26 protein-coding genes are annotated in these 25,363 nt (G+C 74.9%); 19 read left to right on the top strand and 7 right to left on the bottom strand.

Annotated elements, in window-relative coordinates:
* Positions 1-6: 6 nt before the first annotated feature.
* A complete protein-coding gene (locus ACWDXC_RS19515) occupies positions 7-1,188 on the bottom strand; it encodes an NAD(P)/FAD-dependent oxidoreductase (RefSeq protein ID WP_449983702.1) in 1,182 nt (393 codons plus the stop codon).
* 111 nt (positions 1,189-1,299) lie between these two features.
* Between ACWDXC_RS19515 and ACWDXC_RS19510 the strand changes: the two genes are divergently transcribed.
* The 4 genes from ACWDXC_RS19510 to ACWDXC_RS19495 all read left to right on the top strand — a co-directional run bounded on the left by ACWDXC_RS19510 (position 1,300) and on the right by ACWDXC_RS19495 (position 3,979).
* Positions 1,300-1,938 (top strand): TetR/AcrR family transcriptional regulator, encoded by a 639-nt coding sequence (locus tag ACWDXC_RS19510; protein ID WP_449983699.1) that lies wholly within the window; start codon positions 1,300-1,302, stop codon positions 1,936-1,938.
* Between the two features lie 17 nt (positions 1,939-1,955).
* Positions 1,956-2,171 (top strand): hypothetical protein, encoded by a 216-nt coding sequence (locus tag ACWDXC_RS19505; RefSeq protein WP_219508642.1) that lies wholly within the window; start codon positions 1,956-1,958, stop codon positions 2,169-2,171.
* The gene (locus ACWDXC_RS19500; protein ID WP_449983696.1) at positions 2,168-2,629 is read left to right on the top strand and encodes a Clp protease N-terminal domain-containing protein; all 462 of its coding nucleotides are present in this window, start codon (positions 2,168-2,170) and stop codon (positions 2,627-2,629) included. Before ACWDXC_RS19505 ends, ACWDXC_RS19500 begins: the two co-directional genes overlap by 4 nt.
* A gap of 108 nt (positions 2,630-2,737) precedes the next feature.
* The gene (locus tag ACWDXC_RS19495; protein WP_449983694.1) at positions 2,738-3,979 is read left to right on the top strand and encodes an ATP-binding protein; all 1,242 of its coding nucleotides are present in this window, start codon (positions 2,738-2,740) and stop codon (positions 3,977-3,979) included.
* Here ACWDXC_RS19495 and ACWDXC_RS19490 read toward each other — a convergent pair.
* Complete coding sequence (locus ACWDXC_RS19490) at positions 3,954-4,562, bottom strand: hypothetical protein (RefSeq protein ID WP_364183537.1); 609 nt, start codon at positions 4,560-4,562, stop codon at positions 3,954-3,956. The two genes, ACWDXC_RS19495 and ACWDXC_RS19490, sit on opposite strands and share 26 nt — an antisense overlap.
* A gap of 126 nt (positions 4,563-4,688) precedes the next feature.
* Here ACWDXC_RS19490 and ACWDXC_RS19485 point away from each other — a divergent pair, with 126 nt between their 5' ends.
* From ACWDXC_RS19485 to ACWDXC_RS19460, 6 genes are read left to right on the top strand one after another with little or no spacing between them, the layout of a single operon-like run.
* A complete protein-coding gene (locus ACWDXC_RS19485; protein WP_219508646.1) occupies positions 4,689-4,877 on the top strand; it encodes a DUF6229 family protein in 189 nt (62 codons plus the stop codon).
* 16 nt (positions 4,878-4,893) lie between these two features.
* Positions 4,894-7,731: a type 2 lanthipeptide synthetase LanM family protein gene (locus ACWDXC_RS19480; protein ID WP_449983690.1), complete on the top strand. Its 2,838-nt coding sequence runs from the start codon at positions 4,894-4,896 to the stop codon at positions 7,729-7,731.
* 5 nt (positions 7,732-7,736) lie between these two features.
* Positions 7,737-9,599: an ABC transporter ATP-binding protein gene (locus ACWDXC_RS19475; RefSeq protein WP_449984780.1), complete on the top strand. Its 1,863-nt coding sequence runs from the start codon at positions 7,737-7,739 to the stop codon at positions 9,597-9,599.
* Positions 9,596-10,936 (top strand): FAD-binding oxidoreductase, encoded by a 1,341-nt coding sequence (locus tag ACWDXC_RS19470; RefSeq protein ID WP_449983687.1) that lies wholly within the window; start codon positions 9,596-9,598, stop codon positions 10,934-10,936. Before ACWDXC_RS19475 ends, ACWDXC_RS19470 begins: the two co-directional genes overlap by 4 nt.
* A gap of 37 nt (positions 10,937-10,973) precedes the next feature.
* Entirely contained in the window at positions 10,974-11,579 is a 606-nt protein-coding gene (locus ACWDXC_RS19465; protein WP_449983684.1) for a TetR family transcriptional regulator, read from the top strand.
* Positions 11,576-12,241 (top strand): VC0807 family protein, encoded by a 666-nt coding sequence (locus ACWDXC_RS19460; protein ID WP_449983681.1) that lies wholly within the window; start codon positions 11,576-11,578, stop codon positions 12,239-12,241. Before ACWDXC_RS19465 ends, ACWDXC_RS19460 begins: the two co-directional genes overlap by 4 nt.
* Here the strand turns inward: ACWDXC_RS19460 and ACWDXC_RS19455 are convergent.
* Positions 12,225-13,223, bottom strand: a complete 999-nt coding sequence (locus ACWDXC_RS19455; RefSeq protein WP_449983678.1) for a zinc-dependent alcohol dehydrogenase family protein — start codon at positions 13,221-13,223, stop codon at positions 12,225-12,227. The genes ACWDXC_RS19460 and ACWDXC_RS19455 overlap by 17 nt on opposite strands.
* A 96-nt stretch (positions 13,224-13,319) precedes the next feature.
* Here ACWDXC_RS19455 and ACWDXC_RS19450 point away from each other — a divergent pair, with 96 nt between their 5' ends.
* The 3 genes from ACWDXC_RS19450 (at position 13,320) to ACWDXC_RS19440 (ending at position 15,165) form a co-directional block, all read left to right on the top strand.
* Positions 13,320-13,646, top strand: a complete 327-nt coding sequence (locus tag ACWDXC_RS19450) for an ArsR/SmtB family transcription factor (RefSeq protein WP_449983675.1) — start codon at positions 13,320-13,322, stop codon at positions 13,644-13,646.
* A gap of 34 nt (positions 13,647-13,680) precedes the next feature.
* The gene (locus ACWDXC_RS19445) at positions 13,681-14,406 is read left to right on the top strand and encodes a phytanoyl-CoA dioxygenase family protein (RefSeq protein ID WP_357593343.1); all 726 of its coding nucleotides are present in this window, start codon (positions 13,681-13,683) and stop codon (positions 14,404-14,406) included.
* 150 nt (positions 14,407-14,556) lie between these two features.
* Entirely contained in the window at positions 14,557-15,165 is a 609-nt protein-coding gene (locus ACWDXC_RS19440) for a carboxymuconolactone decarboxylase family protein (protein WP_449984777.1), read from the top strand.
* Here ACWDXC_RS19440 and ACWDXC_RS19435 read toward each other — a convergent pair whose 3' ends face one another.
* On the bottom strand, positions 15,166-15,564 hold the full coding sequence (locus tag ACWDXC_RS19435) for a nuclear transport factor 2 family protein (RefSeq protein ID WP_449983672.1): 399 nt from the start codon (positions 15,562-15,564) through the stop codon (positions 15,166-15,168).
* Positions 15,565-15,751: 187 nt separating this feature from the next.
* Between ACWDXC_RS19435 and ACWDXC_RS19430 the strand changes: the two genes are divergently transcribed.
* Positions 15,752-16,297, top strand: coding sequence for a carboxymuconolactone decarboxylase family protein (locus ACWDXC_RS19430; protein ID WP_449983669.1), 546 nt, complete (start codon positions 15,752-15,754; stop codon positions 16,295-16,297).
* Entirely contained in the window at positions 16,290-17,822 is a 1,533-nt protein-coding gene (locus tag ACWDXC_RS19425) for an NAD(P)-binding domain-containing protein (protein WP_449983666.1), read from the top strand. The genes ACWDXC_RS19430 and ACWDXC_RS19425 overlap by 8 nt, the downstream gene beginning before the upstream one ends.
* Positions 17,823-17,832: 10 nt before the next feature.
* Here the strand turns inward: ACWDXC_RS19425 and ACWDXC_RS19420 are convergent, their stop codons facing one another.
* The gene (locus ACWDXC_RS19420) at positions 17,833-18,969 is read right to left on the bottom strand and encodes a carboxylate-amine ligase (protein ID WP_449983663.1); all 1,137 of its coding nucleotides are present in this window, start codon (positions 18,967-18,969) and stop codon (positions 17,833-17,835) included.
* A gap of 123 nt (positions 18,970-19,092) precedes the next feature.
* Positions 19,093-19,626: a helix-turn-helix domain-containing protein gene (locus tag ACWDXC_RS19415; protein WP_308125928.1), complete on the bottom strand. Its 534-nt coding sequence runs from the start codon at positions 19,624-19,626 to the stop codon at positions 19,093-19,095.
* Between the two features lie 38 nt (positions 19,627-19,664).
* Here ACWDXC_RS19415 and ACWDXC_RS19410 point away from each other — a divergent pair, with 38 nt between their 5' ends.
* From ACWDXC_RS19410 to ACWDXC_RS19400, 3 genes are all read left to right on the top strand, one after another.
* Positions 19,665-20,933, top strand: coding sequence for an alpha/beta hydrolase family protein (locus ACWDXC_RS19410; protein WP_449983660.1), 1,269 nt, complete (start codon positions 19,665-19,667; stop codon positions 20,931-20,933).
* A 74-nt stretch (positions 20,934-21,007) separates the two neighbouring features.
* Positions 21,008-21,496, top strand: a complete 489-nt coding sequence (locus ACWDXC_RS19405) for a MarR family winged helix-turn-helix transcriptional regulator (protein ID WP_219508661.1) — start codon at positions 21,008-21,010, stop codon at positions 21,494-21,496.
* A gap of 72 nt (positions 21,497-21,568) precedes the next feature.
* Entirely contained in the window at positions 21,569-23,002 is a 1,434-nt protein-coding gene (locus ACWDXC_RS19400; RefSeq protein WP_449983657.1) for an MFS transporter, read from the top strand.
* On the opposite strand, the gene ACWDXC_RS19395 is transcribed toward ACWDXC_RS19400, so the two are convergent.
* Entirely contained in the window at positions 22,999-24,309 is a 1,311-nt protein-coding gene (locus ACWDXC_RS19395; protein WP_449983654.1) for an FAD-binding oxidoreductase, read from the bottom strand. The two genes, ACWDXC_RS19400 and ACWDXC_RS19395, sit on opposite strands and share 4 nt — an antisense overlap.
* Before the next feature lie 81 nt (positions 24,310-24,390).
* On the opposite strand from ACWDXC_RS19395, the gene ACWDXC_RS19390 reads away from it, so the two are divergent.
* On the top strand, positions 24,391-25,347 hold the full coding sequence (locus tag ACWDXC_RS19390; RefSeq protein ID WP_449983651.1) for a helix-turn-helix transcriptional regulator: 957 nt from the start codon (positions 24,391-24,393) through the stop codon (positions 25,345-25,347).
* The last annotated feature ends 16 nt before the right edge of the window (positions 25,348-25,363 follow it).

The raw sequence follows: 25,363 nt of genomic DNA, 5'->3' as shown, positions 1-25,363 counted from the left end.
GACGGGTCACGCGGGCGCGAGCGGCTGGGCGGCGAGGACCTGCTGCCTCAGGACACGCGCCTGCTTGGGCATGTTCCAGCCGAGCACGCCGGTGACCCGGCCGTCCTCGCGGTAGAGGGCGGCGAAGCGGTGCTCCTCCGGGTCGCCTTCGGCGACGGTCAGCTCGGCCGCCGGTGACGGCAGCCCGTGAGCCTGGATCTTGACGTCGTACTGGTCGGTCCAGAAGTAGGGGATCGGCGTGTACGGCCGGTCCGCGCCGAGGATGTTGGCCGCCACCGCCTGGGCCTGCTCGGTGGCGTTGGTGCGGTTCTCCAGGCGCAGCCGCCTGCCGAGCCCTTCGTGCGGCCAGGAGGCCACGTCGCCGACGGCCCAGACGCCCGCGGCGGCCCGGCAGCGCGAGTCGCACCTGACGCCGTCGTCCAGGGTGAGGCCGCTGCCCTCCAGCCAGCCGGTCGCCGGGCGGGACCCGGCGGCCACCACGACCACGTCGGCGGCCAGCAGCTCGCCCCCGGCCAGCCGGACCCCGGTGACCCGGCCCGCGGCGCCGGTCAGCTCCTCGACGGTGACGCCGGGCCGCAGCCGGACCCCGCGCTCGCCGTGGGTGCGCGCCAGCAGCGCGCCGGCCACGTCGCCGAGCTGCGCGCCGAGCGGCGTGCCGCCCATGCCGGCGAGCGTGACGTCCAGGCCGAGGGTGCGGGCGGTGGCCGCGACCTCCGCGCCGAGCACGCCGTCGCCCACGACCACCAGCCGCCGCCCGGCGGTCAGGTCGCCGCGCAGCGCGAGCGCGTCGTCCAGCGTGCGCAGCACGTGCACGCCGGCCAGCCCGTCCTGGCCCGGGAGCCGGCACGGGGTCAGGCCGGTGGCGACGACCACGGCGTCGGCGCGCAGCACGCGGCCGGAGGCGGTGGTGACCTCCCGGGCCGCCGCGTCCAGCGTGACGGCCGGGTCGCCGAGCGCGAACTCCGCCCCCAGCGCGTCCAGCCGCGCCTGGTCACGGAGCTGGACGCGCTCCGGCTCCCACACCCCGGCCAGGACCTGCTTCGACAGCGGCGGCCGGTCGTAGGGCAGGTGCGGGCCGGCGTCCAGCAGTGTCAGGCCGCCCTGGTAGCCGTGCCGCCGCAGCGCCTCGGCCGTGCTGAGGCCGGCCGCCGAGGCGCCGACGATCAGCACGCCGCCGGGCGGGGTCACGAGCGGCCACCCCGGGAACGTGTGCGCATGGTCGTGCTCCCTTCCGGACGCCACATTACCCTACACATGTAGGAAATCGTACACATGTAGTCAGAAGGTAGGGTGAAATGCGTGTCCACTAGCAGAAACAGCACCCCCGCGGCCGACCGGCGGGTGCGCCGGACCCACGCCGCCCTGGCGCGGGCGCTCCTCCGGCTCGTCGAGGAGCAGGACCTGTCGCGCATCAGCGTCGCCGACGTCGCCGAGCACGCCGGGGTGAGCCGCTCGACCTTCTACGACCACTACCGCGACGTGCACGAGCTGGCCGAGGCCGCCTGCACGGCGATGATCGACGACCTGATCGCCTCGCTGCCCGCCCCCTCGCCGGGCTCGCCCGACCTGGAGCGGGAGGCGGCCCTGTCGCTGGAGGCGTTCTTCGCCAGCCTCGCCGGGCACGCCGGGCTCTACCGCGGCCTGCTCGGGCCGCAGGGCAGCGCGCGCGTGGCCGACCACATCCGCCGCCGCATCACCGCGGCCGTCTACGACCGCCTGCGCGAGGGCACCGGCCTGCCCGCCCGCGCCGGGGTCCCGCTCGACGGCCCGCTCGACATCCCGCACAACGTGCCCGCCGCCTTCACCGGCGGGGCGATCATCGGGGTGGCCGCCGACTGGCTCGAGCGCGGCTGCCCGCGCTCGCCCGCCGAGATGGCCGCGCTGACGTGGCCGCTGTTCAGCGCCCTGTACGGGGCCGGCGTGCATAAGCAACTCTAGTTGCTAGGCTTGCCCGCATGGCAAGCGAAGATCCGGCCGACGCGCTGGCCGCCGTGGCCGCGCTGCGCCGGCTGGCCGACCAGCTCGAGGACGCCGCCGTCGAGCAGGCGATGCGGGCCGGCTGGAGCTGGCCGCAGGTCGCCGAGGCGCTCGCCGTCACGCGCCAGGCGGTCCACAAGAAGCACGCCAAGCGGCTCATCGCCGCCGGGGTGACGCTGCGGAGGCGGGCATGAGCGAGATCGACCTCCACCTCCAGGAGGTCCTGGGACGCGCCGAGGAGGAGGCCGCGCAGGACGGCTCGGCCACCATCGAGGCGCACCACCTGCTGCTGGCCATCGCCGCCCGCCCCGATCCGGCGCTCACCGCGGTGGGCCTGGACCACGCGGCGCTGAAGGCCGCCCTGCGCCGCGAGTTCGAGCACAGCCTGAGCGTCGCCGGGGTGTCGCTCGGCGACTTCGACCTGCCGCCCGCCACCCGCGACCCCGAGCGCCGGCTCGGCCTGGGCGCCTCGGTCAAGCTCGCCCTGGACCGGATGGCCAGGGCCCACCGCAAGAAGGACCTGCGGCCGGGCCACCTGCTGATCGCCGTCCTCCAGGCCGAGGCGGGCACGGTCCCGCGCGCCCTCGCGCTGGCGGGCGTCGACCGGGCCGCCCTGATCGACCGCGTACGCGACGAGCTCGCCGACAGGTGAGCACACGCCGAAAACGGCGACTCGGACACCCGTATCAGGCGCGCGCTTGAGATCGCGCCGGGCTCGATGGATCTTAGAGTCCGGCTCGTCTGAAGGGCGTCGCTACACATGCAGCCTCCACCCCCGAGCGACCCGCGCGACCCGGGCGGACGGGGCTCACTCGGCTGGCGGGACCCGCTGTTCCTGGCCTCCAGGCCCAGCGCCGAGCGGGTGCGCAGGTTCGTGGCGATGCTGCTGCTGCTCCAGCGGCTCAGCTACCTGCTGCCCGCCTGTTCGAGCGTGTTCACCGCGCGGGGCCCGGTCACCGCGCTGTCCACCGGCCGGGGGCTCGACGTGGCGCTGCTGGCCGTGGCCCTGGCGTGGAACGCGGCGCTGTTCCGCTGGGTGGCGCGGCGCGGCTGGTTCGACCCCCGGGCGGTGGTGATCGACGTGGCCGCCACCTGCGTGTTCATGATCGGGGTGACCGGGGCGTGCCTGCCCTCGTCCGGCACGTGCGTGTCCAACTGGTCCTCCCACGCGCTGCTGGCGACGGGCGCGCTGATCGGCGCGGTGTGCGAGCGGCCGGTCCAGTTTGCGGCGCTGCTGCCGCCGGTCGCGGTCTACGCGCTCGCGCACGCCGGCGACCTGGGCCAGCGCCTCCCGGCCGTGGTGGAGCTGGGCGTGCGGGTCAACAGCTACGTGTGGTTCGCGGTCATCGTCTTCTTCATCCGCCGCTACCTGGCCGCCCAGGCGACGCGGCTGGACGCCCTGGCCGAGCAGCGCTCGGTGGCCGAGGCCGAGCGGGCCGCCGAGCGGGCCAGGCTGGCGCACTACCGGCAACTGCACGACACCGTCCTGACGACGCTGACCGCGATCGCCCGCGGCGGCCTGGACCACCGTACGGAGGAGGTGCGGCGGCGGTGCGCGGCCGACGCCGCCTACGTGCGGACGCTGATCAGGCAGGACGCGATCGGTCCCGCCACCGGGCTGGGCAACGGCCTGGCCCGCGCGGTCGCCAGGGCGGCCGGGCTGGGGCTGTGCGTGCGCTACGCCGCCGAGGCGCTGCCCAGCGGCGTGCCCGACGAGGTGGGGGAGGCGATGGCGGAGGCCGGCGCGGAGGCGCTCAACAACGTGGCCAGGCACTCGGGGGAGCGCGAGGCGTGGCTGACCGCGGTCGAGGTGGACGGCGTGGTCACCGTGCGCGTCGTCGACCGGGGCACGGGCTTCGATCCCGGCCTGGTCGAGCCCGGTTACGGGCTGCGGTCGTCGGTGATGGGGCGCATGCGCGAGGTCGGCGGGCGCGCCGAGGTGATCACCGCGCCGGGCGAGGGGGTGTGCGTGGAGCTCAGGTGGCCAGACCGTCCTCCCTGACGCGGTCGGCCAGGTCCAGCTTGGTGTAGGCGGGGCGGCCCGCCTTGCGGTACTTGTCCTTGACGCGTTCGAGGTAGTTCCTGGCGGTGCCCGGCTGCACCCCGGCGCTGCGGGCCGCCGCGGTGAGCGTCATGCCGGAGGCGTAGGCGAGCAGCACCGCGCGTTCCTGCGGCGACAGGACCGGCCGGTCGCCGTCGCGGTCGGCCAGCCAGCCGAGCGCCAGCTCGGGCGAGATCGCCACCCGGTCCTCGGCCACCTCCCTGACCTTGGCGACCAGCATCCCCAGGTCGTGATCCTTGGTGAGGTAGCCGCCCGCGCCCGCGGCGATCATCTGCCTGGCCATGTCGCCCGAGGTCACGACGCTGACCACGAGCACCCGGCGGCGCAGCCGTACCAGCGTGCGCACGTTGCCCGCGGGGTCGGAGCGGTCGGCGAGCAGCAGGTCGAGCAGCACCACGTCGGCCGGCGAGCGCTCGGCGGCGAGCAGCTCGGCGACGGTCGCGGCCGATCCGATCAGCCGGACGTCGGGCACCGCGGCGAGCCAGGCGGCCAGGCCGTCGATGAGCATCCGGTCATCGTCCACGACGGAAACGGTGATCACGCCTGTCTTTCTCATATCCGGAATGTCGTGTCAAGTGCGCAGTTTTGACGTCTAGCCGTCATGAACCCGGCACCAGATCATGACGCCAAGTCCGAGAAGGGAGCAAGGATGACCGTCACCCTCGAAAGGGCCGAGGAGATCATCGCCGCCTGGAGGGCGGGCGACGAGCCGGACAGCCCGGTGGGCCCGCTGCTGCAGGGCACGTACGCCGAGTCCGAGATCACCATGACCGGGCCGGGCGCGTCCGGGAAGTGCGGCACCGCCTGCTCGGCTTCTCGCACCCGTTACTGCTGCTGAGCGGGGACGGGAGCACATGGCCGGTGAGTTCGACCCACCGCTGGACCCGCTGATCGGACCGGCTCTGGCCGACCTGGAGGCCCGGCTGGGACGGCTCACCGGCCTCGCCGGGGCCGAGCGCGCAGCCGTCCTGGCGGGCTCGGCGCGGTCCCTGGACGAAGACGTCCGCCGCAAGATCACCAGAGTGCTGGTCCTGGAGGTGAACGCCGCCCGGCTCTCCGGGCGCCTGACCGCCCCCGACCCCGCCGCCCGCTGGGAGCAGTGGAAGCGGACCGTGGCGGAACCGGCGTTCTGGCACGGCCTGGACGGCCCGTACCCGGCCATGAAGGCCCGGCTGGCGACCGTGATCCGCAACCGCTGCGAGGCCGCACACCGCTTCGCCGCCCGCTTCGCCCGCGACCGCGCCGCGCTGGCCGCGCTGCCCGGCGCGCCGTCAGGCGAGCTCACCCACGTCGAGTTCGGCGCCGGAGACAGCCACCGCGGCGGGCAGACGGTCGTGCTGGCGCACGGCGAGGACGGGCGGGTGCTGTACAAGCCGCGCTCGCTGGCCGTCGACGCCGAGCTCGCCCGGCTGCTCACCCACCTCGGCGACTCCACCATGCGGGTGCCCGAGGTCGTGAGCCGCGACGGGTACGGCTGGGCCGAGCACATCGAGCACCGCCACTGCGCCGACGCCGCGGAGCTGCGCGCCTTCTACCGGGGGATGGGCCACTGGCTGGCTCTCATGCGCCTGCTCGGCGGCAGCGACCTGCACGCCGAGAACCTCATCGCGGCGGGCCCGCACCCGGTGGTCGTCGACTGCGAGAGCCTGTTCACCCCGCACGCCAAGGCCCGCCCCTCCGGCTACGGCCAGGCCGTCGACCTGGCCGTCGAGCTGGTCAACGCCTCCGTCATGCGCACCGGGCTGCTCCCCGGGCGCGGCGTCGCGCTGGGCTGGCGGGGCGTCGACATGTCGGCGGCCGGGGCGCTGCCCGGCCAGCAGCCGGAGGTCGAGCTGCCGGTCGTGCTCGACGCCGGCACCGACAGCCCGAGAATGGGCACCGAACGGGTGGAGCTGCCCCCGGCGGCCAACCACCCCAGCCCCGAGCCGGTCCTCGGCCACTACTGGGACGCCATCATCGCCGGGTTCGACGAGCTCGACGAACGCCTCGCCGAGCTGGACCGGTCGGCCAAGCTGGAGCCGCTGCTGGCGGGCTTCGCCGACTGCCCGGTCCGCGCCGTGCTGCGCTCCACCGAGTCCTACGCCGAGCTGGCCCGCATGCTCTGGCATCCCGTCGCGCTGCACGACGAGGCGCCCGCCCGGGCCAGGGCCGCCGCGCTGCTGGCCAGGATGTCCGAGAACGTGCCCGGCGCCCCCGGCGACGCCGCCGTCATCGCCGCCGAGGTGGACGAGCTGTGCCAGGGCGACATCCCGCTGTTCGACACCACGCCCCGGGTGGGCGTGCTGCGCGGCCCCGGAGGCAGCCGGTGCGGGCCCGAGCTCGACCTGGTGGCCGACGCCGTGGCCCGCTGGCGGGCGCGTGACCACGCGCTGGACCGCCGGGTGGCGCAGGCGGCCCTGGTCAGCGCGTACCTGAACGAGGGCTGGATGCCGGAGGACAAGCGGCTGTCGCCCGGCCTGCTCCTCACCGACCGGCTGGAGCCCAGACGGCGCGCGGCGGCGGCCGGCATCATGCGGGGCGTGCTGGACGCCGCCGTGCGCGGGCCCGACGGCACCGTCACCTGGATCACGCCCGTGCTCAACCCCACCGGCTGGGCGGTGCAGCCGCTGTCGGCCGACCTGTACGGCGGCGCGCACGGCGTGGCCGTCCTGCTGGCCGCCTACGTGGTCGAGGCCGCCGCCGGCCGGGCCGAGCCCGTCGACGAGCTGCCCGGCCTGCTGGCGGCCGTCCTGCGCACCGTACGCCTGACCGAGGACCGCGACGCCGCCCAGCGGCGCGCGGACATGCGGCTGCGGCCGGAACCGCCCGGCGCGTACCTCGGCATCACCTCGCAGGTGTGGGGCTGGCTGCTGCTGCGCGCGCTCGGCGCGGCCGGGGAGGAGGCGCCGGACCGCGCCCGCGCGCTGGCCGAGCTGCTGCCGGAGGCGATCGACGCCGACGACGGCTACGACCTGCTGTCCGGCATGTCCGGGGCGATCGTCCCCCTGCTGCGGCTGGCCGAGCAGACCGGGGAGCCGCGCTGGAGCGCGCTGGCCGCGTCCATCGGCGAACGCCTCGCCGCCCTGGCCGAGCACCGGACCGGCGGGGCGTGCTGGCCGGGTGCGCGCTTCCCGCAGGGGCTCGGCGGGCTGGCCCACGGCGCCACCGGCATCGGCTGGGCGCTGTCCCGGCTGGCGGACACCGCCGCCGCCCCCGCCGGGACGCGCGAGCTCGCCGACGCCGCGTTCGCCTACGAGGACACCCTGTACGACCCGGACCAGCGCGGCTGGGTGGACCTGCGCGGCGACGGGTTCACCGCCGCCGCCTGGTGCCACGGCGCGGGCGGCGTCGGCATCGTCGCCGCCGACCGGCTCGCCCGTGAGGGCGGCGCCCGCTGGCGCGACCGGCTGGCCCGCGCCGCCGCCTCCTGCTGGGCCGACGGCACCGGCTGGAACCACACGCTCTGCCACGGCGACCTCGGCTCCTGGGAAGTGATCGAGCACGCGCGGGCCGCCGGGGTCGCGCCGGTGGACCGGGCCGTCCTGGACGCCCACATCCTGGGCAGCCTGGAGGTCAACGGCCCGGTCAGCGGCCTGGCCAGGGACGCCTTCGCGCCTGGCCTGCTGCCCGGACTCGGCGGCGTCGCCTACCAGCTCCTGCGCATGCACCCGGACTGCGCGCTGCCGTCCGTCCTGCTGCCGGACCCGGCGTGAGCGGCATGACGGCGGACGCGCAGGACGACCTCGTCACCCCCTACTGGCACCTCGACAGCCCGGACGGGCCCCGGCACACCCTGCGCCGCCTGCCGGCGCTCGTCGCGCCCGTGCTGCGGCTCGTCTGGGAGTGCGGGCGCCGTCCCGCGCTCGCCGTCCTGGCCCTCCAGCTCGCGATCGGCGCGGCGACGGCGGGCGGCCTGCTGGCGACCACCGCCGTGCTGGACGAGCTGCTGGCCGCCGGGGCGGCCCCGGAACGCATCCTGGCCGCGCTGCCCGACCTCGTCCTCGTCGCCGCGATCGTGGCGCTGCGCGGAGCCGCCGTGGCGGGCGTCGAGCTGGCCAGGGCGCGGCTCGAACCGGCGCTGCGCCGGGCCGCGCAGGAGCGGCTGTTCGCCGCGGCGCTCGGCGTGCAGCTGGCCGACCTCGACGACGTGGACTTCTTCGACGGCCTGCACCGGGCCCGCGACCGCGGGCTGTTCCACCTCGACCGTTCCGCGGGCAACCTCGTCGACCTGCTCGGCGCCGCCTGCGGGGTGACGGCCGCCGCCGCCGGGCTCGCCGTGCTGCACCCGCTGCTGGTGCCGCTGCTCGTCGCCGGGGTGATCCCGGAGGCGTGGGCGGTGCTCAGGGCCGCCAGGCGCGGTTACGCGGGCATGCGTGCGATGGTCACGCTGAACCGCCGCGTGGACCTGCTCACCTCCCTGGCCACCGAACGCGAGCCGGCGGGCGAGCTGCGCGCCTGCCAGGCCGAGCCGTCCGTGCTCGCCGAGTACCGGCAGGTGGCGGACGTGCTGAAGGCGGAGGAGACGCGGGTCGGGCTGGCCATGGCGCGGGCCACCGCCGCCGGCCGCGCCGCCGCCGGGCTGGCCCTGGCCGGGGTGCTGGCCGCGCTCGGGCTGATGCTGCACGCCGGCTGGATCGCCACCGCCGCCGCCGGCACCGCGGTGATCGCCGTCAGGGTGGCCGCCGGGGCGCTGCGCCAGCTCACCCAGGCCGCCAACCAGTTGTTCGAGCAGTCCCTGTACGTGGCCGACTACCACGACTTCCTGGCCGACGCCGAAGCCAGGAGGCGGCCCGAGGGCGGCGTGCCCGCGCCCCGCTCACCCGCGCGCATCACCCTGCGCGACGTCGGCTTCACCTACCCGGGCGGCGCCGGGCCCGCGCTGCGCGGCATCGACCTGACCGTCCACGCCGGCCGGACGATCGCGCTCGTCGGCGAGAACGGCTCGGGCAAGACCACGCTGGCCAGGCTGCTGGCCGGGCTGTACCGGCCCACCACCGGGACCATGTGCTGGGACGGGCTCGACTGCGCCGGGCTGGACCCGCGCTCGCTGGCCGACCGGGTCGTGCTGGTGCCGCAGCACCCGGTCCGCTGGCCGCACGACGCCAGGACCAACGTCCGCATGGGCCGCCACGACCGCCCCGACCCGGGCGACCACGCCCTGCGCGAGGCCGCCTCGCTCGCCGCCGCCGACGACGTGATCGCCGGGCTGCCCTCGGGCTGGCGGACGCTGCTGTCCAAGCAGTTCCGGGGCGGTCACGAGCTGTCGGCCGGGCAGTGGCAGCGCCTGGCAGTCGCCCGCGGGCTGTTCCGCGACGGGCCGCTGCTGATCTGGGACGAGCCGACCGCGCCGCTGGACGCCAAGGCGGAGTACGCCGTCTACGAGACGCTCCGGCGGATCGCCGGCGAGCGCACGGTCGTGCTGATCACGCACCGGCTGACCAGCGTGCGGCACGCCGACCGCGTCTACCTGCTGCACCAGGGCCGCATCGCCGAGCAGGGCACCCACGAGGAGCTGCTGGCGCTGCGCGGCCGCTACGCCGAGCTGTACGCGCTCCAGACCGGCAAGCCGGCCCGCCGATGACCGGTCCGCGGCTCATCCGCCCCGGCGAGCCCGGTTACCAGGCCCGCCGCAAGCCGTTCCTGGGCACGCTCGACGAGGCGCTGCCCGCCGCCGTGGCCTGCTGCGGCACCGAGGCCGACGTGATCGGCGCGCTGGAGCTCGCGCGCGCCCGCGGCCTGCCGTTCGCGCTGCGCGGCGGCGGCCACAGCTTCGCCGAGCACTCCTCGACGACCGGCCTCCTGGTCGACCTCGGCGGGATGCGGACGATCGAGGTCGGCGACGGCACGGTGCGGGTGGGGCCCGGCGTGCGGATCGGCGAGCTGGCCCGGCGGCTGGCCGAGCACGGGCGCATGGTGCCCTGCGGCTGGTGCCCGGCCGTGGGCGTGACGGGCGCGGTCCTCGGCGGCGGCTACGGCGTCTTCTCCCGCCTGTACGGGCTCGGCGCCGACCACCTGCTGGCCGCGCGCGTCGTCCTGGCGGACGGGCGGGCCGTCGAGGCGGGCGACGACCTGCTGTGGGGGCTGCGCGGGGCGGGCGGCGGCACGTTCGGCGCCGTCACCCGGCTGACGCTGCGCACCCGGCCGATCGTCCCCGTCACCGCCGTCCAGGCGATCTGCGGCTTCGGCGACGCCGCCGCCCTCGTGGACGCCTGGCAGCACTGGGCGCCCGGCGCGCCGGACGAGGTCAACCTGGAGATCGCCGTCATCGCCGGCGACGAGCCCGAGGAGGAGCCGTACGCGGTGCTGTTCGGCGTCGTCGCCGGGCCGCAGGAGCAGGCCGCCGAGCTGGTGGCCGCCTTGGCCCCGGTGGACCGGCTCACGCTCACCCGGCTGGAGGGCGCCGCGGCCGCCTGCCACCACTCCTACGCCGACGGCGGAGCCGGAGCCGCCACGGAGCTGCCGCAAGGCGAGCGGCCCGGCCTGCGCCTGAGCAAGTCGGGCTTCCTGCCCGGCGTCCTGCCCCGGGGCGCCGTCGAGGACCTGCTGGAACGGCTGGCCGCCGACCGGGTCTACGGCGAGATCCGCGACCTGGAGTTCGTGCCGTGGGCGGGCGCGATCGGCCGCGTCGGCCCCGCCGCGACGGCCTTCGCCCACCGCACGCCGCGTTTCCTGCTCAAGCAGGCCGTGCAGGTCGGCTTCCGGGCCAGCGACAGCCGCCGCAGGGACGCGCACGCCTGGCTGCGCCGCACCTGGGAGCGCATCTCCCCGTGGACGTCCGGCGTCTACCCCAACTACCCGGACCCGGACCTGGCCGACTGGGCGCGCGCCTACCACGGGGCCAACCTGCCCCGGCTGCGCGAGCTGAAGGCCGTCTACGACCCGCACGGCGTGTTCGGCTCCGCCCAGCCGCTGGGCTGACCTGGCGCCGGTTACTCGAATGGCGTATGTTTTACTCATGCAAGTAAGAACGTTCACGGGGGAGGCCCGGCGCGCGCAGATCATCACCGCGACCGTGGAGACCCTGAGCGAGGCCGGCTACGGCCAGACGTCGTTCGCCCGGATCGCCAAGCGGGCCGGGCTCAGCAGCACGCGGCTGATCTCCTATCACTTCGCCGGCAAGGACGAGCTGATGGCCGAGGTCGTCAGCCACGTCATCGGCAAGCTCGGCCGCCACCTGGGGGAGCGGATGGCCGGGCTGCCCGGCGCCGCCGCCCGGTTGCGCGCGTACATCACCGGGCTGGTGGAGTTCAACGCGACGCACGCCGGTGATATGCAGGCGCTGATGACGATCTTCCTCGACTGGCGCGGCGGCGAGGGGGAGAGCCGGTCCTACGGCCCCGACGAGGAGAACGGCGTCCTCGGGCACCTGGAGGCGATCCTGCGTGACGGGCAGAGCCGGGGGGAGTTCCGGCAGTTCGACACGTTCGTCATGGCGGCGACCATCCAGCGCTCGCTCGACGGGCTGCCGTTCCTGCTGCGCACCAAGCCCGACCTCGACCTCGACGTATACGCGCGCGAGCTCGTGACGCTGTTCGACCTGGCCACCCGGAGCGGCGGGTGAGCCGGGCCCTGTCGTTCGCGCTGAACGTCGTGGTGCCGCTGGGGGTCTACTACGGGCTGCGCGCGCTCGGGGTCAGCGTCTATCTCGCGTTGCTGGTCGACGCGCTGGTTCCCGCCGTGGTCACCGCCTGGCAGTTCGCCCGGGGGCGCAGGCTGGACGGGCTCGGCCTGTTCATGGCGGGCATGATGGGCATCGCCCTGCTGGCGGCGCTGGTCGGCGGGGACGAGCGGCTGCTGCTGGCCAAGGAGGGGTTCGTCACCGCCGCCGCCGGGCTGTGGTTCCTGGCCTCGGTGCGGTGGGGGAGGCCGATGGCCTACGAGTTCACCCGGCCGCTGGTGGAGCGCAGGCTCCCGCGCGGGCCGCTGCGCGAGCCGTGGGACGTCTACTGGGAGCGGCTGCCCGCCTTCCGCCGGATCTGGCGGGTGTCCACCGTGATCTGGTCCGTGGCGCTGCTGCTCGACGCCGCGGCCCGGGTCGCGATCGCGTACACGCTGCCCGTCGACCTCGTCAGGGCGGCCGGGCTGGGGCTGTACGTGGCCATGACGCTGCTGGCCGTGCTCGTCACCAACGTCCACTACTTCGCGACCGGGCTGTTCAACGGCTGGAGCGCGCTCTACGCGCCCATCAGGGAGCGGGGTGTGCCCGTCACCGGCCCGTCGTGACGACGATCTTGCCGACCTGGGCGCCCGACTCCAGGTAACGGTGCGCCTCGGCGACGTCGGCCAGGTCGAAGACGCGGTCCACGACGGGCGCGAACGCGCCGGCGCGCAGGCCGGAGGCGACGAACGCCTCGGCGCGGCGCAGCCGGTCCGGGTCGGTGGTCGTCTCGTGCACGGTGTAGGTGCGCATGTTCAGGGCGGGCATGCCGAGCGCGAACCCCGGATAGGGCGTCACCTCGCCGCTCAGCGCCCCGTACATGATCAGCGAGCCGCCCGGCGCGACCGCCCGGCCCAGCTCCAGCACGCCGGGACCGGCGACGGCGTCGAAGACGAACTCGGCGCCGCGCCCGCCGGTCAGCGCGAGCACCCGCGCGGCCACGTCCTCCTCCTCGGTGACGATCACCTCGGCCGCCCCGGCCGCGCGCAGCCGCGCCGCCTTGGCCCGCGTGCGGGTGGTCGCGACCGGCACCGCGCCGACGCGGCCGGCGATCTGGATGGCGGCCAGGCCGACGCTGCTGGAGGCCGCCGTCAGCACGACCGTGTCGCCCGCTCGCATCCCGCCGACCTCCACGAGCGCCCCGTACGCCGTCAGGTACGGCATCCACACCGCCGCGCCGCCGACCGCGTCGAGCCCGGCGGGGCGGGACAGCACCGCCGCGGCCGGGACCACCGCGCGCTCGGCGTAGACGCCGTAGTCGTTCATGGAGAACGCGGGCACCACGCTGATCTCCTGGCCGGGGGCGAACCCCGTCACGCCGGCGCCGACGCCCTCGACCACGCCCGCGGCCTCGGCGCCGAGCCGGGAGGGGAACTCCTTGACCGGCTCGATGTAGTGGCCGCTGCGGAACAGCGTCTCGGCGCGGTTGAGCCCGATCGCGTCGACCCGGACCAGCAGCTCGCCGGGGCCGGGGTCGCCGGGCTCCACGTCCTCCAGCCGCAGTACCTCGGGCCCGCCGAGCTCGTGGAAGCGCACCGTCCTGGTCATCGCGCATCGTCCCTTCCGTGGTGAGGGGTTCACTCAAGCGGAAAGTACGATCGCTGTCAAACTTCGATGGTCGCCGTACTTTGCTAGGGTGGGGTGATGACGGCGGCACGGCGAACCGGGCGGGAGCGCGTCCCGCCACACCCGGACATCCGGACGATCACCCTCCAGCAGGTGCTGGAGGCCCTCGTCGACCCCGTGCGCCGCCACATCGTCAGCGAGCTCTACCGGGCCTGCGAGGACGTCAGCTGCGGCACCATCGAGCTGCCCGTCAGCAAGTCCACCGCCACCCACCACTTCAACGTGCTGCGCGAGGCCGGCCTCATCCGCCAGCACTACGTGGGCACCTCCCGGATGAACGCGCTGCGCCGCGACGAGATCGACGAGGCCTTCCCCGGCCTGCTCCAGGCGCTGGTCGGCCGCTGAAAAAGCAGTGGACAGCCCCGTTACGGTGGCTGCCATGACTGTTGTGGACGTGGAGCGTTTCGTCGCCGACGGATTCGTCAAGCTGGAGGCCGCCGTGCCCCGCGAGGCCGGCGACGCGGCCAGGGCGGCGGTGTGGCACCAGATCGGCCTGTCGCCCGACGACCCCGCCGGATGGCGGCAGCCCGTGGTGTGGGCCGCCGACGTCACCGGCCAGGGGCCGTTCGGCGCGTTCGTCCGCAGCGCCCGCCTGGCCGAGGCGCTCGACGCGCTGGCCGGGCCGGGCGGCTGGAAGCCGCGCGGAGCCATCGGCAACATGCCGGTCCGCTTCCCCGGCAAGTCGGAGGTCGACGACCGGGGCTGGCACATCGACGCCTCCGTGGCCCGGCCCGACGGCTCCTGGGCGGTGTCCGGGCGGCCCGAGACGATGCTGCTGCTCACGCTGCTGTCGGAGGTGGGCGAGGACGACGCGCCGACCCGCATCCGGGTGGGCTCCCACCGTGACGCCGCCCGCGTGCTGGGCGAGCGGGTGCTCGACCCGTTCGAGGCCGGGCCGCTGCTGGACGAGGCGTCCCGCGACCGCCCGGTGGCCCGCGCGACCGGCCTGCCCGGCGACGTCTACCTCGTGCACCCGCTGACCGTGCACGCCGCCGACGAGCACCGCGGCACCCGGCCGAGGTTCATGGCCCAGGGGCCGGTCTTCCTCACCGAACCGGTCGCCCCCGGCGACGGCAACGCCCTGGCGCGCGCCCTGCGGGACTGAGTCCCGCCGCCGTCCAGCGTCCGGGCTGACAGGAACGTGTCACGGCGGACATCATGCTGGCCCGCACAATTCCGGATACGCGGCGGCCCGGGCCGCACACTTGCAGTATGCAGGCGAATTCGGCGGACGAAGGGACGGCAAATGGCACAGGTGAATTGGCCCCCGCGGCGGCGGGAATTCGTCAACCACGCGGGCGGAAAACGCCCGCACATTACACTGGTTTCGGATGAGCCGGGAATTCGCGGGCTGTTCCGCTACCGGCCCGAGGCGGCGGCGCCGCTCACGCAGTTGTCGGAGGTGCTCCTCTCCGGCGACGACACCCTGGACCGCGCCGAACGTGAGCTGATCGCGGCGTACGTGTCGTCGCTGAACCGGTGCCGGTTCTGCTTCCACACCCACGCGGCGTTCGCCGCGGTCCGGCTGCCCGAGGGCATGAAGCTGGTCGACGCGGTGCGGGCCGACCCGGACACGGCGCCGATCTCCGCCAGGCTGCGGGCGCTGCTCGCGATCGCGGCGGCGGTGCAGCGCGGCGGGCAGCAGGTCGGCGCCGACCTGGTCGAGGCCGCCAGGGCCGAGGGGGCCACGGACCTGGCGATCCACGACACGGTGCTGATCGCCGCGGCGTTCTGCATGTACAACCGCTACGTCGACGGGCTGGCCACGCTGGCCTGCGACGATCCGGAGCACTATGCGGCCAGGGCCCGCCTGACCAGCGGCTACGTGGCCGTCTGGCGCAAGGAGCTGGCCGAGAGCGCGTGATCAGGAGGCGAAGAACGCGTCCACGGCGCCAGGGTCGTCCGGGTAGCTCCACCGCTCGCTGATCCTGCCGCCGGAGACGCGGTAGACCTGCAGGCCGGTGTCCTCCAGGACCCGGCCCTCGCGCTCGGCGTAGACGCTCAGCATCGCCGCGACGTGGTCGTCGCCCACCAGGAACGTGCGCGGCTCCATCCGCAACGTGTCGCCGGTGCTCTGGGCGAGACGCTTGAGATAGCCCAGCACCTCGTCCTTGCCCCGGTAGTCGCGGGCCAGCGAGCCCTGGCCGGGCACGTGGAAGACCACGTCGTCGGTGAGAAGTTCGTCGCGCAGGTAATCCCAGTTGCCCTTCGCCATCGCGTCGTAGCTGTTGGCGGCGACGGTGATGTTCGGGTGATCGGCCATGACGCACTCTCCGGTCGTTAAACGGGGTTCACGTGGCGTGCGTGACATTACGCCGGGCGGTAACGCCCGACAACCCTTGTCCCGCCGCCGGGAAAACAAATGGGGCCGGCGACCGGAAAAGAGGCGTTGACAGGCGCGCATTACACAACGATCATGCAGGTGCCCGGTCGTCCGAAGGAGTTGTGTCTTGCCCCACGTCACCATCGATTCCGGAATGCCGGGCATCCGCGGCCTGTTCGCGTTCCGGCCCGAGACGGCCCGGCCGCTGAACGCGCTGGCGGAGGTCCTGCTGCGCGGCGACAGCACCCTGACCCGCGGCGAGCGCGAGCTGATCGCCGCCTACGTGTCAGGGCTCAACGCGTGCTCCTACTGCACCGCCTCCCACTCGGCGTTCGCCGCCGCGCAGCTGCCCGAGGGCGCGGACCTCGTCGCCGCGGTCCACGCCGACGCCGCGAGCGCGCCGGTCACGCCGAAGCTCCGCGCGCTGCTGGCCATCGCCGCCGCCGTGCAGCGCGGCGGCAAGAACGTCACCGGCGAGCTCGTCGCCGCCGCCGAGGCCGAGGGCGCCACCGAGGTGGAGATCCACGACACCGTGCTGATCGCCGCCGCGTTCTGCATGTTCAACCGCTACGTCGACGGCCTGGCCACCGACACGCCGGACGACGACTCCTTCTACGCCGCCTCCGCCGAGCGCATCGTCGAGCGGGGCTACACGAGCGTCGCCGATGGATGACGAGCGGCACCGCTACGTGATCATCGGAGCCGGTCCCGCCGGGCTCCAGCTCAGCTACTTCCTCCAGCGCGCGGGCGCCGACTACCTCACCCTCGAACGCGAGCACGCGCCCGGCGGCTTCTTCCGCCGCTACCCGCGCCACCGGCGGCTCATCTCGCTCAACAAGGTCAACACCGGCGAGAAGGAACGCGAGATCCAGCTCCGCTGGGACTGGAACTCGCTGCTCTGCGACGACGGCCCCGACCTGCGCTTCGACGCCTACTCGCGCGAATACTTCCCCCACGCCGACGACCTGGTCCGCTACCTGGGCGACTTCCACGCCCTGCACGGGCTGAACGTCCGCTTCGACACGCCGGTGACCCGCGTCGGCAAGCGCGACGGACTGTTCGAGGTGCACGCCGGCGACCGCGTGGTGCGCGCCGAGTGCGTGATCGTCGCCTCCGGCTGGAGCGGCCCGTACGTGCCCGACATCCCGGGCATCGAGCTCGCGACCGGCTACGAGGACGTGCCGACGGCCGGCGAGGAGTTCACTGGCCGCCGCGTCCTGATCATCGGCAAGGGCAACGCCGCGTTCGAGACCGCGATGGCGCTGCTGCCGCACGCGTCCGTCATCCACCTGGCCAGCCCCAGCCCGGTCCGGCTCGCCTGGACCACCAAGCACCCCGGCCACGTGCGCGGCCAGTACGGGGCGCTGCTGGACAGCTACTGGTTCAAGACGCTGCACGCCGTGCTGGAATGCACCGTCGACAAGCTCGAACGGCACGGCGAGGGCGTGCGCGCCTCCATCACCTACACGCTGGCCGACGGCGAGCGGGCCGAGCTCGACTACGACGCGGTGCTGCGCTGCACCGGCTTCGTCATGGACACCGGCCTGTTCGCCGAGGAGTGCCGGCCGGAGATGGCGCCCGGCGGGCGGCTGCCGGCCATCCGGCCCGACTTCCGCTCGGCCAACGTCGACGGCCTGTACTTCGCGGGCACGCTGATGCAGGCGCGCGACTTCAAGCGGGCCTCGTCGGCGTTCGTCGACGGCTTCCGCTACAACCTGCGCGTGCTGGCCGCGCTGCTCGGCGAGCGCTACGACGGCGTCCCCCTGCCCGAGGGCGCGGTGCCCGCCGAGGCCGAGGCGCTGACGCGGTCGATGCTGGCGCGGGTCAACCACAGCTCGGCGCTGTGGACGCAGTTCGAGTACCTGTGCGACGCCTACGTCGTCGACGGCGGCGTACGGCACTACCGGGACCTGCCGGAGGACTACGCGGTCGAGCGGTTCGGCGGCGGCGGGCTGACGTTCACGGTCACGCTGCGGTGGGGGCGGCGCGACTACGCCGACGTGTTCGCCATCCGCCGCCACCCGGAGCCGGAGCGGGCCGAGGAGTGCGCGTTCCTGCACCCGGTCGTCCGGGCCTGGCGCGGCGGCGAGCTGCTGGCCGAGCGGCACCTGCTGGAGGACCTGCAGGCCCGCTGGGACGACTCGGTCCGGCACGCCGAGCCGCTGCGCGCGTTCCTGGCCCGCTGGCTGCCCGGCTGAGGCCGGCCGGTCAGCGGGTGAAGCGGCCGATCAGGTCGTCCACCACGTCCGTCAGCAGGCCGCGCCGCGCGAAGGCGGCGCGCTGGCGGGCCGCGCCGCTGCCCGACGCGCGCAGCCGCCGCCACAGCTCCTGGACCGCCTCCAGGTCGCCGCTGGCGGCCAGCGCGGGCCGGACCAGCTCCAGCAGCTCGGCCACCAGCTCGATGGCGGGACGCGGCACGCCGGTGAACGGGTCGACCGCGTGGCCCTCCAGCCCGTCGCGGGCGCTGCGCCAGTAGGCCACGCGCAGCAGCGGCTCGGCCGGCCGGGGACCGGGGTCGCCGTCGCGCGCCCGCTTCGCGCACACCGTCACCAGCGCCCGGACGAGCAGCGCCAGCAGCGTCGCCTCGGCCGTCGAGGCGGGCACGTCACCGACGCGCACCTCCACGGTCGGCAGGCGGGCCGACGGGCGGGCATCCCAGAACAGGGTGCCGGGGTCCACCACCGCCTCGGACGCGGTCAGCGCCGCCACCAGCCGGTCGTGCTCGGCGGCGCTCGCGCAGTAGGGCGGCGGCCCGGCCACCGGCCACTTGCCCCAGGCCAGCACCCGCCAGGCGGCGTACCCGGTGTCGCGGCCCTCCCAGAACGGCGAGTTGGCCATCAGTGCGATCAGCGCGGGCAGCCAGGGCCGCAGGTGGTTGCAGACGAGCACGGCCAGCTCGCGGTCGGGCAGGTGCACGTGCACGTGCCCGGCGCAGATGCTCTGCTCGTCGTGCAGCGCCCGGTAGGCGGCGATGCCCTGGTCGTAGCGGGCGCCCTCGGTGATGGGCGGCGGCACCGCGCCGGGCAGGACGGGCGTCCCCGACGCGATCACGGCCAGCCCTTCGGCGCGGGCCGCGGCGGCAACCGCCCGGCGCATGCCCGCGAGCTGGCCGCCCAGCTCCGCCACGCCCGCGCACGGAGCCGTCTTGGCCTCCACCTGGAAGCGGGTGATCTCCGCGCCGACGCGGTCGCCGAGCTCGGCGGCGGCCCGCTCGACGACGGCCCGCGCCCGCGGGGCGACCACCCGGGTGGCCGGGTCGACGAGCAGATACTCCTCCTCGACCCCCATGAGCGGGGTGACGGCGTCGAAGGGGAGGTCGAGCGTGGTCTCTGCGGTCGCGGTCATCTCATCTCCGGCTCAAGGGCGGACTTCCTCCCGATCATGCTGCCGTAACCGCCACCCGGCCGCGAGGACCTTCGCCAGGTTCAGGGGTAGCGTGCGTGGCCCGGCCCAGGGAGGCCGGCGTCGCTATCCGGCGTCCTCGCTCGGGAACAGGATCGGGCTGAGCAGGTAGCGGGACCGGCCGGGGCCCGGCTCGTTGGCCAGCTTGGGCGCGATCGCGGCGCGCAGCCCGGTGATCAGCTCGTCGAGCTCCTCGGGGCTGAGCCAGACGGCGTGCTGCCGGTAGCCGACCAGGTCCGCGATCGGGTCGGCGTGCTCCCGGTCGAGGTAGGCGTTGAACTCGGCGAGCAGGATCGCCATCGCCGTGGCGAAGCCGCGCCGGTGGTCGTCGGGCGTCAGCGTCCGCATCAGCTCGGCGTCGATCACCGCCCGGTCCTGCCGCAGCCGGTAGCGGCGCTCGACCGCGCCGCGCACCCGCTGCTCGCCGGCCACCTCCAGGACCCCGCCGGCCGCCAGGAGGTCGACGTGCCGGTAGACGGTGGCCTTGGAGACGTCGGGGATCAGGCCGCACAGCTCGGTCGTGGTCAGCGTCCGCCCGCCGCGCATGGCGTGCACGACGCGCAGCCGTACGGGGTGGCCCAGGAGCTCCAGCGTGTTCACTCCCGTACGATCTCATGTCGTGCTACCGTTCTCAAACTATGAGAATGTTAACGGGGGCGGAGACGACCGCCCGGACGGTCGCCGAACTCGCGCACGCGGGACGGTTCGCGGAGCTCGAGCGGCTGTTCGCGGCGCCGCTGCGCAAGCTGATCGACGCCGAGGCGGTGCGCGCGGCCTGGACGGGCGCGATCGCCGAGCGAGGGCCCGTCACCGGCATCGGCGAGCCCGCGACCGAGCAGGCCGGGCCGGGCCCGGCCCGCGTGAGCGTCCCGGTCGCCGGCGAGGGCGGCGGGCTCGCCGTCGTGGTCGCCGTCGACGCCGACGGCCTGCTGCACGACCTGCGGCTCACCGCGCTCACCCCGCCCTGGGAGCCGCCGCCGTACGCCGACCCGGCGGCGTTCGCCGAACGCGACGTCGTGATCGGCGACGGGCCTCTGGCCGTCCCCGGCACGCTGAGCCTGCCGAGCGGGCCCGGCCCGTATCCGGGCGTCGTCCTGCTCAGCGGGGGAGGGCCGTTCGACCGCGACGCCACCAGCGGGGCCAACAAGCCGCTCAAGGACCTGGCCTGGGGGCTCGCCACGCGCGGGATCGCGGTCGCCAGGTTCGACAAGGCCACCCACGTCCACGCCGCCGCCGAGCTCACCATGACCGGCGAGTACGTGCCGTACGCGACCGCCGCCGTCCGCCTGCTGCGGGACGAGCCGGGCGTCGACCCGGACCGCGTGTTCGTCCTCGGCCACAGCATGGGCGGCAAGGTCGCCCCGCGCGTCGCCGAGGCGGAGCCGGCCGTCGCCGGTCTGGTGATCATGGCCGGTGACACGCAGCCCATGCACGAGGCCGCCGTCCGCGTCGTCCGGCATCTCGCGTCGCTGGACCCGGGGCCGGACATGGACGCCGCCGTCGAGACGATCACCCGGCAGGCCGAGGCGGTCGCCGACCCGGCCCTGTCGCCCTCGGCCCCGGCGCAGTCGCTGCTGTTCGGCCTGCCCGCGCCGTACTGGCTGGAGCTGCGCGGCTACGACCCCGTCGCGACGGCGGCGGCGCTGGAGCGGCCCATGCTCATCCTTCAGGGCGGCCGCGACTACCAGGTGACCGTCGAGCACGACCTGGCGGGCTGGCGCGCCGGGCTCGGCCACCGGCCCGACGTCACGATCCGCGTCTTCGACGCCGACGACCACCTGTTCTTCCCCGGCACGGGCCCGTCGACCCCGGCCGGGTACGAGCCCGCGCAGCACGTGGACCCGGCCGTGGTCGCCGACGTCGCGGCCTGGATCGGAGGCTGGTCGGGAGAGGCGCCGGCCGGGTGACGGGGCGCGTGAGCCGACTCCGGGCAGGGTCGTTGCGGATAATCCGGATGGGGACGATTGGCTAGGCTGGTGGCATGACCGCAATGGCGCCCGGCCGCACTGAGCCCGACCTGTCGTTCCTGCTCGACCACACCAGCCACGTGCTGCGGACGAGGATGGCCGCCGCGCTGGCCGAGATCGGCCTGACGGCGCGGATGCACTGCGTGCTCGTCCACGCCCTGGAGGAGGAGCGCACGCAGATCCAGCTCGCCGAGCTCGGCGACATGGACAAGACGACGATGGTGGTCACCGTCGACGCCCTGGAGAAGGCCGGGCTGGCCGAGCGCCGCCCGTCGAGCACCGACCGGCGGGCGCGCATCATCGCGGTCACCGAGAAGGGCGCCGAGATCGCCCGGCGCAGCCAGGAGATCGTCGACGGCGTGCACCGGGAGGCGCTGCACGCCCTGCCGGAGGGGGAGCGCGAGACGCTGCTCGCGGCGATGCGGCGGCTGGCCGAGGGCCACCTGTCCACCCCGGTCGAGGTCGCGCCGGGCGCGCGCCGGGCCCGCCAGTCCCAGAAATAGGTCCGACGGGGATCGTCTGCAACAAAACCATCTGTTAGGGTCTCACCTGTCCGCATCTGAACAGGAGAGGCCATGTCCCCCACCCCATCGCGCCCGCTCGCGCTGATCGCGCTGTCGGCCGCCGGCCTGATGACCATCCTCGACGGCAGCATCGTCACCGTCGCGATGCCCGCCATCCAGCGCGACCTCGGTTTCACCGCGGCCGGGCTGAGCTGGACCGTCAACGCCTACCTGATTCCCTTCGGCGGCCTGCTGCTCCTGGCCGGGCGGCTCGGCGACCTGATCGGCCGCAAGACCGTGTTCCTCGCCGGAAACGTGATCTTCGCCGCCGCGTCGCTGCTCGCCGGCCTGGCCGCCACCCCCGCCGTGCTGATCGCCGCCCGCTTCCTCCAGGGCGCCGGCAGCGCGCTGGCCTCCGCGGTCGTGCTCGGCATCCTGGTGACGCTGTTCACCGAGCCCCGCGAACGGGCCAAGGCCATCGGCGTGTTCAGCTTCACCGGCGCGGCCGGGGCCTCCATCGGCCAGGTGCTCGGCGGCGTCCTCACCGACGCGCTCTCCTGGCACTGGATCTTCTTCATCAACCTGCCGATCGGCCTGGCCACCGTCGCCCTGGCCGTCCGCGTCCTGCCCGCCGACCGCGGCGCCGGCCTCGCGGCGGGCGCCGACACGCTCGGCGCCGCCCTCGTCACCGGCGGCCTCATGCTCGGCATCTACACCGTCGTCAAGATCGAGGAGTACGGCTGGGCCGCCGGGCACACGCTGGGCCTGGGCGCGCTGTCGCTCGCGCTGCTGGCCGGGTTCTTCGCCCGCCAGGCCACCGCCCGCAGCCCGCTCATGCCGCTGCGCGTCCTGCGCTCCCGCAACGTCGCCGGCGCGAACCTCGCCCAGATGCTGAGCCTGTCGGCGATGTTCGCCTTCCAGATCCTCGTCGCGCTCTACATGCAGAAGGTGCTCGGCTACGGCGCGCTGGAGACCGGCCTGGCGATGCTCCCGGCCGCGGTCGCCATCGGCGGCGTCTCGCTGTTCGTCTCCGCCCGGCTCAACGACCGGTTCGGGGCCCGGGCCGTGCTCGTCGCCGGGCTGGCGCTGCTGCTCGCCGCGATGGCCTGGCTCACCCGGGTGCCGGTGCAGGCGTCGTACGTCCCCGACCTGCTGCCCGTCATGCTGCTGATCGCCGGAGGCGGCCTGGTGCTGCCCGCCCTCGCCACGCTCGGCATGTCCGCGGCCAGGGCCGACGACGCGGGGCTCGCCTCCGGCCTGTTCAACACCACCCAGCAGATCGGCATGGCGCTGGGCGTGGCCGTCCTGTCCACCATGGCCGCCTCCCGGACCGGCGAGCTGCTCGGCCAGGGCGCGACCCAGGCGGCGGCCCTGACCGGCGGCTACCGGCTGGCGTTCGGCATCGCGGCCGGGCTCCTGCTGGCGGCGCTCCTCGTCGCGCTGACCGTGCTGCGCACGCCCGCCCGGACCGCCGCCGCGTCACCCGCCCCCGTGGTCACGCACTAGGACGCGGGCGCGACGTTGTAGTTGAACCGGAACACGTTGCCCGGGTCGTACACCGCCTTGATCGCGGCCAGCCGGGCGTGGTGGGCGGCCGGGTAGGCGGTGCGCACCAGCTCCGGGCCGGCGGCCTCCCCGTGGCCCATGAAGCTGAGGAAGCGGCCCAGCGTCCACGGCCGCAGCTCGCGGAACACCTCCGCGGGCGCCGGCCGCCCGTCCATCGTCAGGACCGCCAGCATGAACGCCGCGTCCCGGTGCCCGACCGCGTTCGGGTGCGCCGGGGGAGCGGCCAGCGCGCCGCCCAGGTGACGCAGCTCCACGATGACCTCCGGACCGGCGTGCGCCAGGATGATCCCCGCCGCCTTCTCATCCAGCTCGCGCAGCATGGCGTTGTCCGCGCCCCACGGCATCGGCGTCGGGGGGTCGTCGTGGATGGAGGCGCACTCCGCGTACGGCATCTCCCGCAGCGTCTCCAGCACCCGTGGGCCGACCCGCCGCAGCGGCTCGACCAGGCGCTCGCCCTCCTCCGCCGGGCCGGTGTACGCGATCCGCACGTGGCACAGCCGGCCGTCCGGAGCCGGGATCAGCGCCAGCGAGGAGTTCATCTCCGCCGGTACGCCGGCGGTCCACTCCCGGTACGCCTCCAGCACCCCGGGGGCGAGCCGGGCGTCGAAGAACAGGCCGCCCCCGTACAGCCGGGACACCTCCACCAGGCCGAACTCCAGCGCCGTCACCACGCCCACGTTGTCGCGCCCGCCCACCAGCGCCCAGTACAGGTCCGGCTCGGAGTCCGGCGTGACCCGGCGGGCCCGGCCGTCGGCGGTCACCACGTCCAGCGCCAGCACCCGGTCGGCGGCCCAGCCGTGGGAGCGCCCCAGCAGCGCGAGCCCGCCGCCCAGCACGTACGAGACGACGCCCACGTGCGGCGCCGACCCGTTCAGCGGGGCCAGTCCGTACGGCGCGGCCTCGGCGATCACCTGGCCGAGCCGGGCCCCGGCCGCCACGCGGGCGGTCCGCGTCTCCGGGTCCACCTGGACGCCGGTCATGCGCCGGGTCGAGATCAGCACGCCGCCCGTCGCGGGGACCGAGAACCCGTGCCCGGCGCTCTGCACCGCCACCGGCAGGCCGTGCGCCACCGCCGCCTCGACCGCGGCGGCCACGTCCCCGGCCTCCCGGGCGCCGACGATCACGTCGGGGCGGTGCCGGACCGCCAGGTTGAAACCGGTCAGCTCCTCCTCGAACCCGTCCTGGCCAGGCAGGAACACCGGTCCGGCCACCCGGCCGGCCAGCGCGGAGGCAAGGGTGCTTGTCATGTCGTACTCCGTTCGTCTCGTCAGGGTCAGCACGGCCAGCCTGGCGACATAACATGACATCCGCCGTCATATTCTGAACGGGTGAAATTCGACCGGCTGCTGTCGATCATGCTGGTGCTCCAGCACCGGCGCCTGGTCCCCGCCAAGGAGCTGGCCGAGCTGCTGGAGGTGTCGCAGCGCACCATCTACCGCGACCTCGAGGCGCTGTCCGCCGCCGGCGTCCCCGTCTACGCCGAGCGCGGCAAGCACGGCGGCGTCGGGCTGCTGGCCGGGTTCCGCACCGACGTCACCGGGCTGACCACCGACGAGGCCAGGGCGCTGTTCGTGCTGAGCGCCCGGGGCGCCCACGCCGCGCTCGGCCTGGACCAGGCGTTCGGCTCCGCGATGCGCAAGGTGATGGCCGCGCTGCCCGCGCCGCACCGGCCCGCGGCCGAGCTGACCAGCCGCCGCATCCTCGTCGACCCCGACCGCTGGCTCGCCGGCCCCCGCCCCGACTTCCCGCTCGACACCCTGCTCGACGCGGTCCTCGCCGACCGGCGGCTGCGCCTGCGCTACCGCCACAGCGGCCAGCGCGCCGTCCGCGGCTACACCGTCGACCCGTACGGGCTGGTCGCCAAGGCCGGCGTCTGGTACCTGGTCGCCGACCACCGGCGCGGCCCGTACCTCTACCGCACGGAACGCATCTCCCGCGTGACCGTCACCCCCGAGCCCGTACGCCGCCGCCCCGGCGTGGAGCTGGCGCAGGTGTGGGACGAGCTGCGCCGCCAGGTGGAGCAGCGCGGCGACGGCATCCGGATCGAGACGCGCATCCGGCGATCACGCCTCGACATGGTGACCCGCATCGCCGGCGGCTACTTCAGCGGCCCGCCCGAGGACGACGGGCCCGACTGGGTGCGCGTGCCTTTCACCTACCCGGAGCTGGGCGCGGTCTGCCACCTGCTGCAGTTCCACGCGGACATCGAAGTCACCGCGCCGCCCGAGGCCCGCGACTACCTGTCCCGCGCGGCCTCCGCGATCTCCGCCCTGTACCGTGACTGACATGGCGGCCGACGCG

The sequence above is a fragment of the Nonomuraea sp. NPDC003214 genome, assembly GCF_053590035.1.
This window is presented reverse-complemented; position numbering and strand designations above follow the sequence as displayed.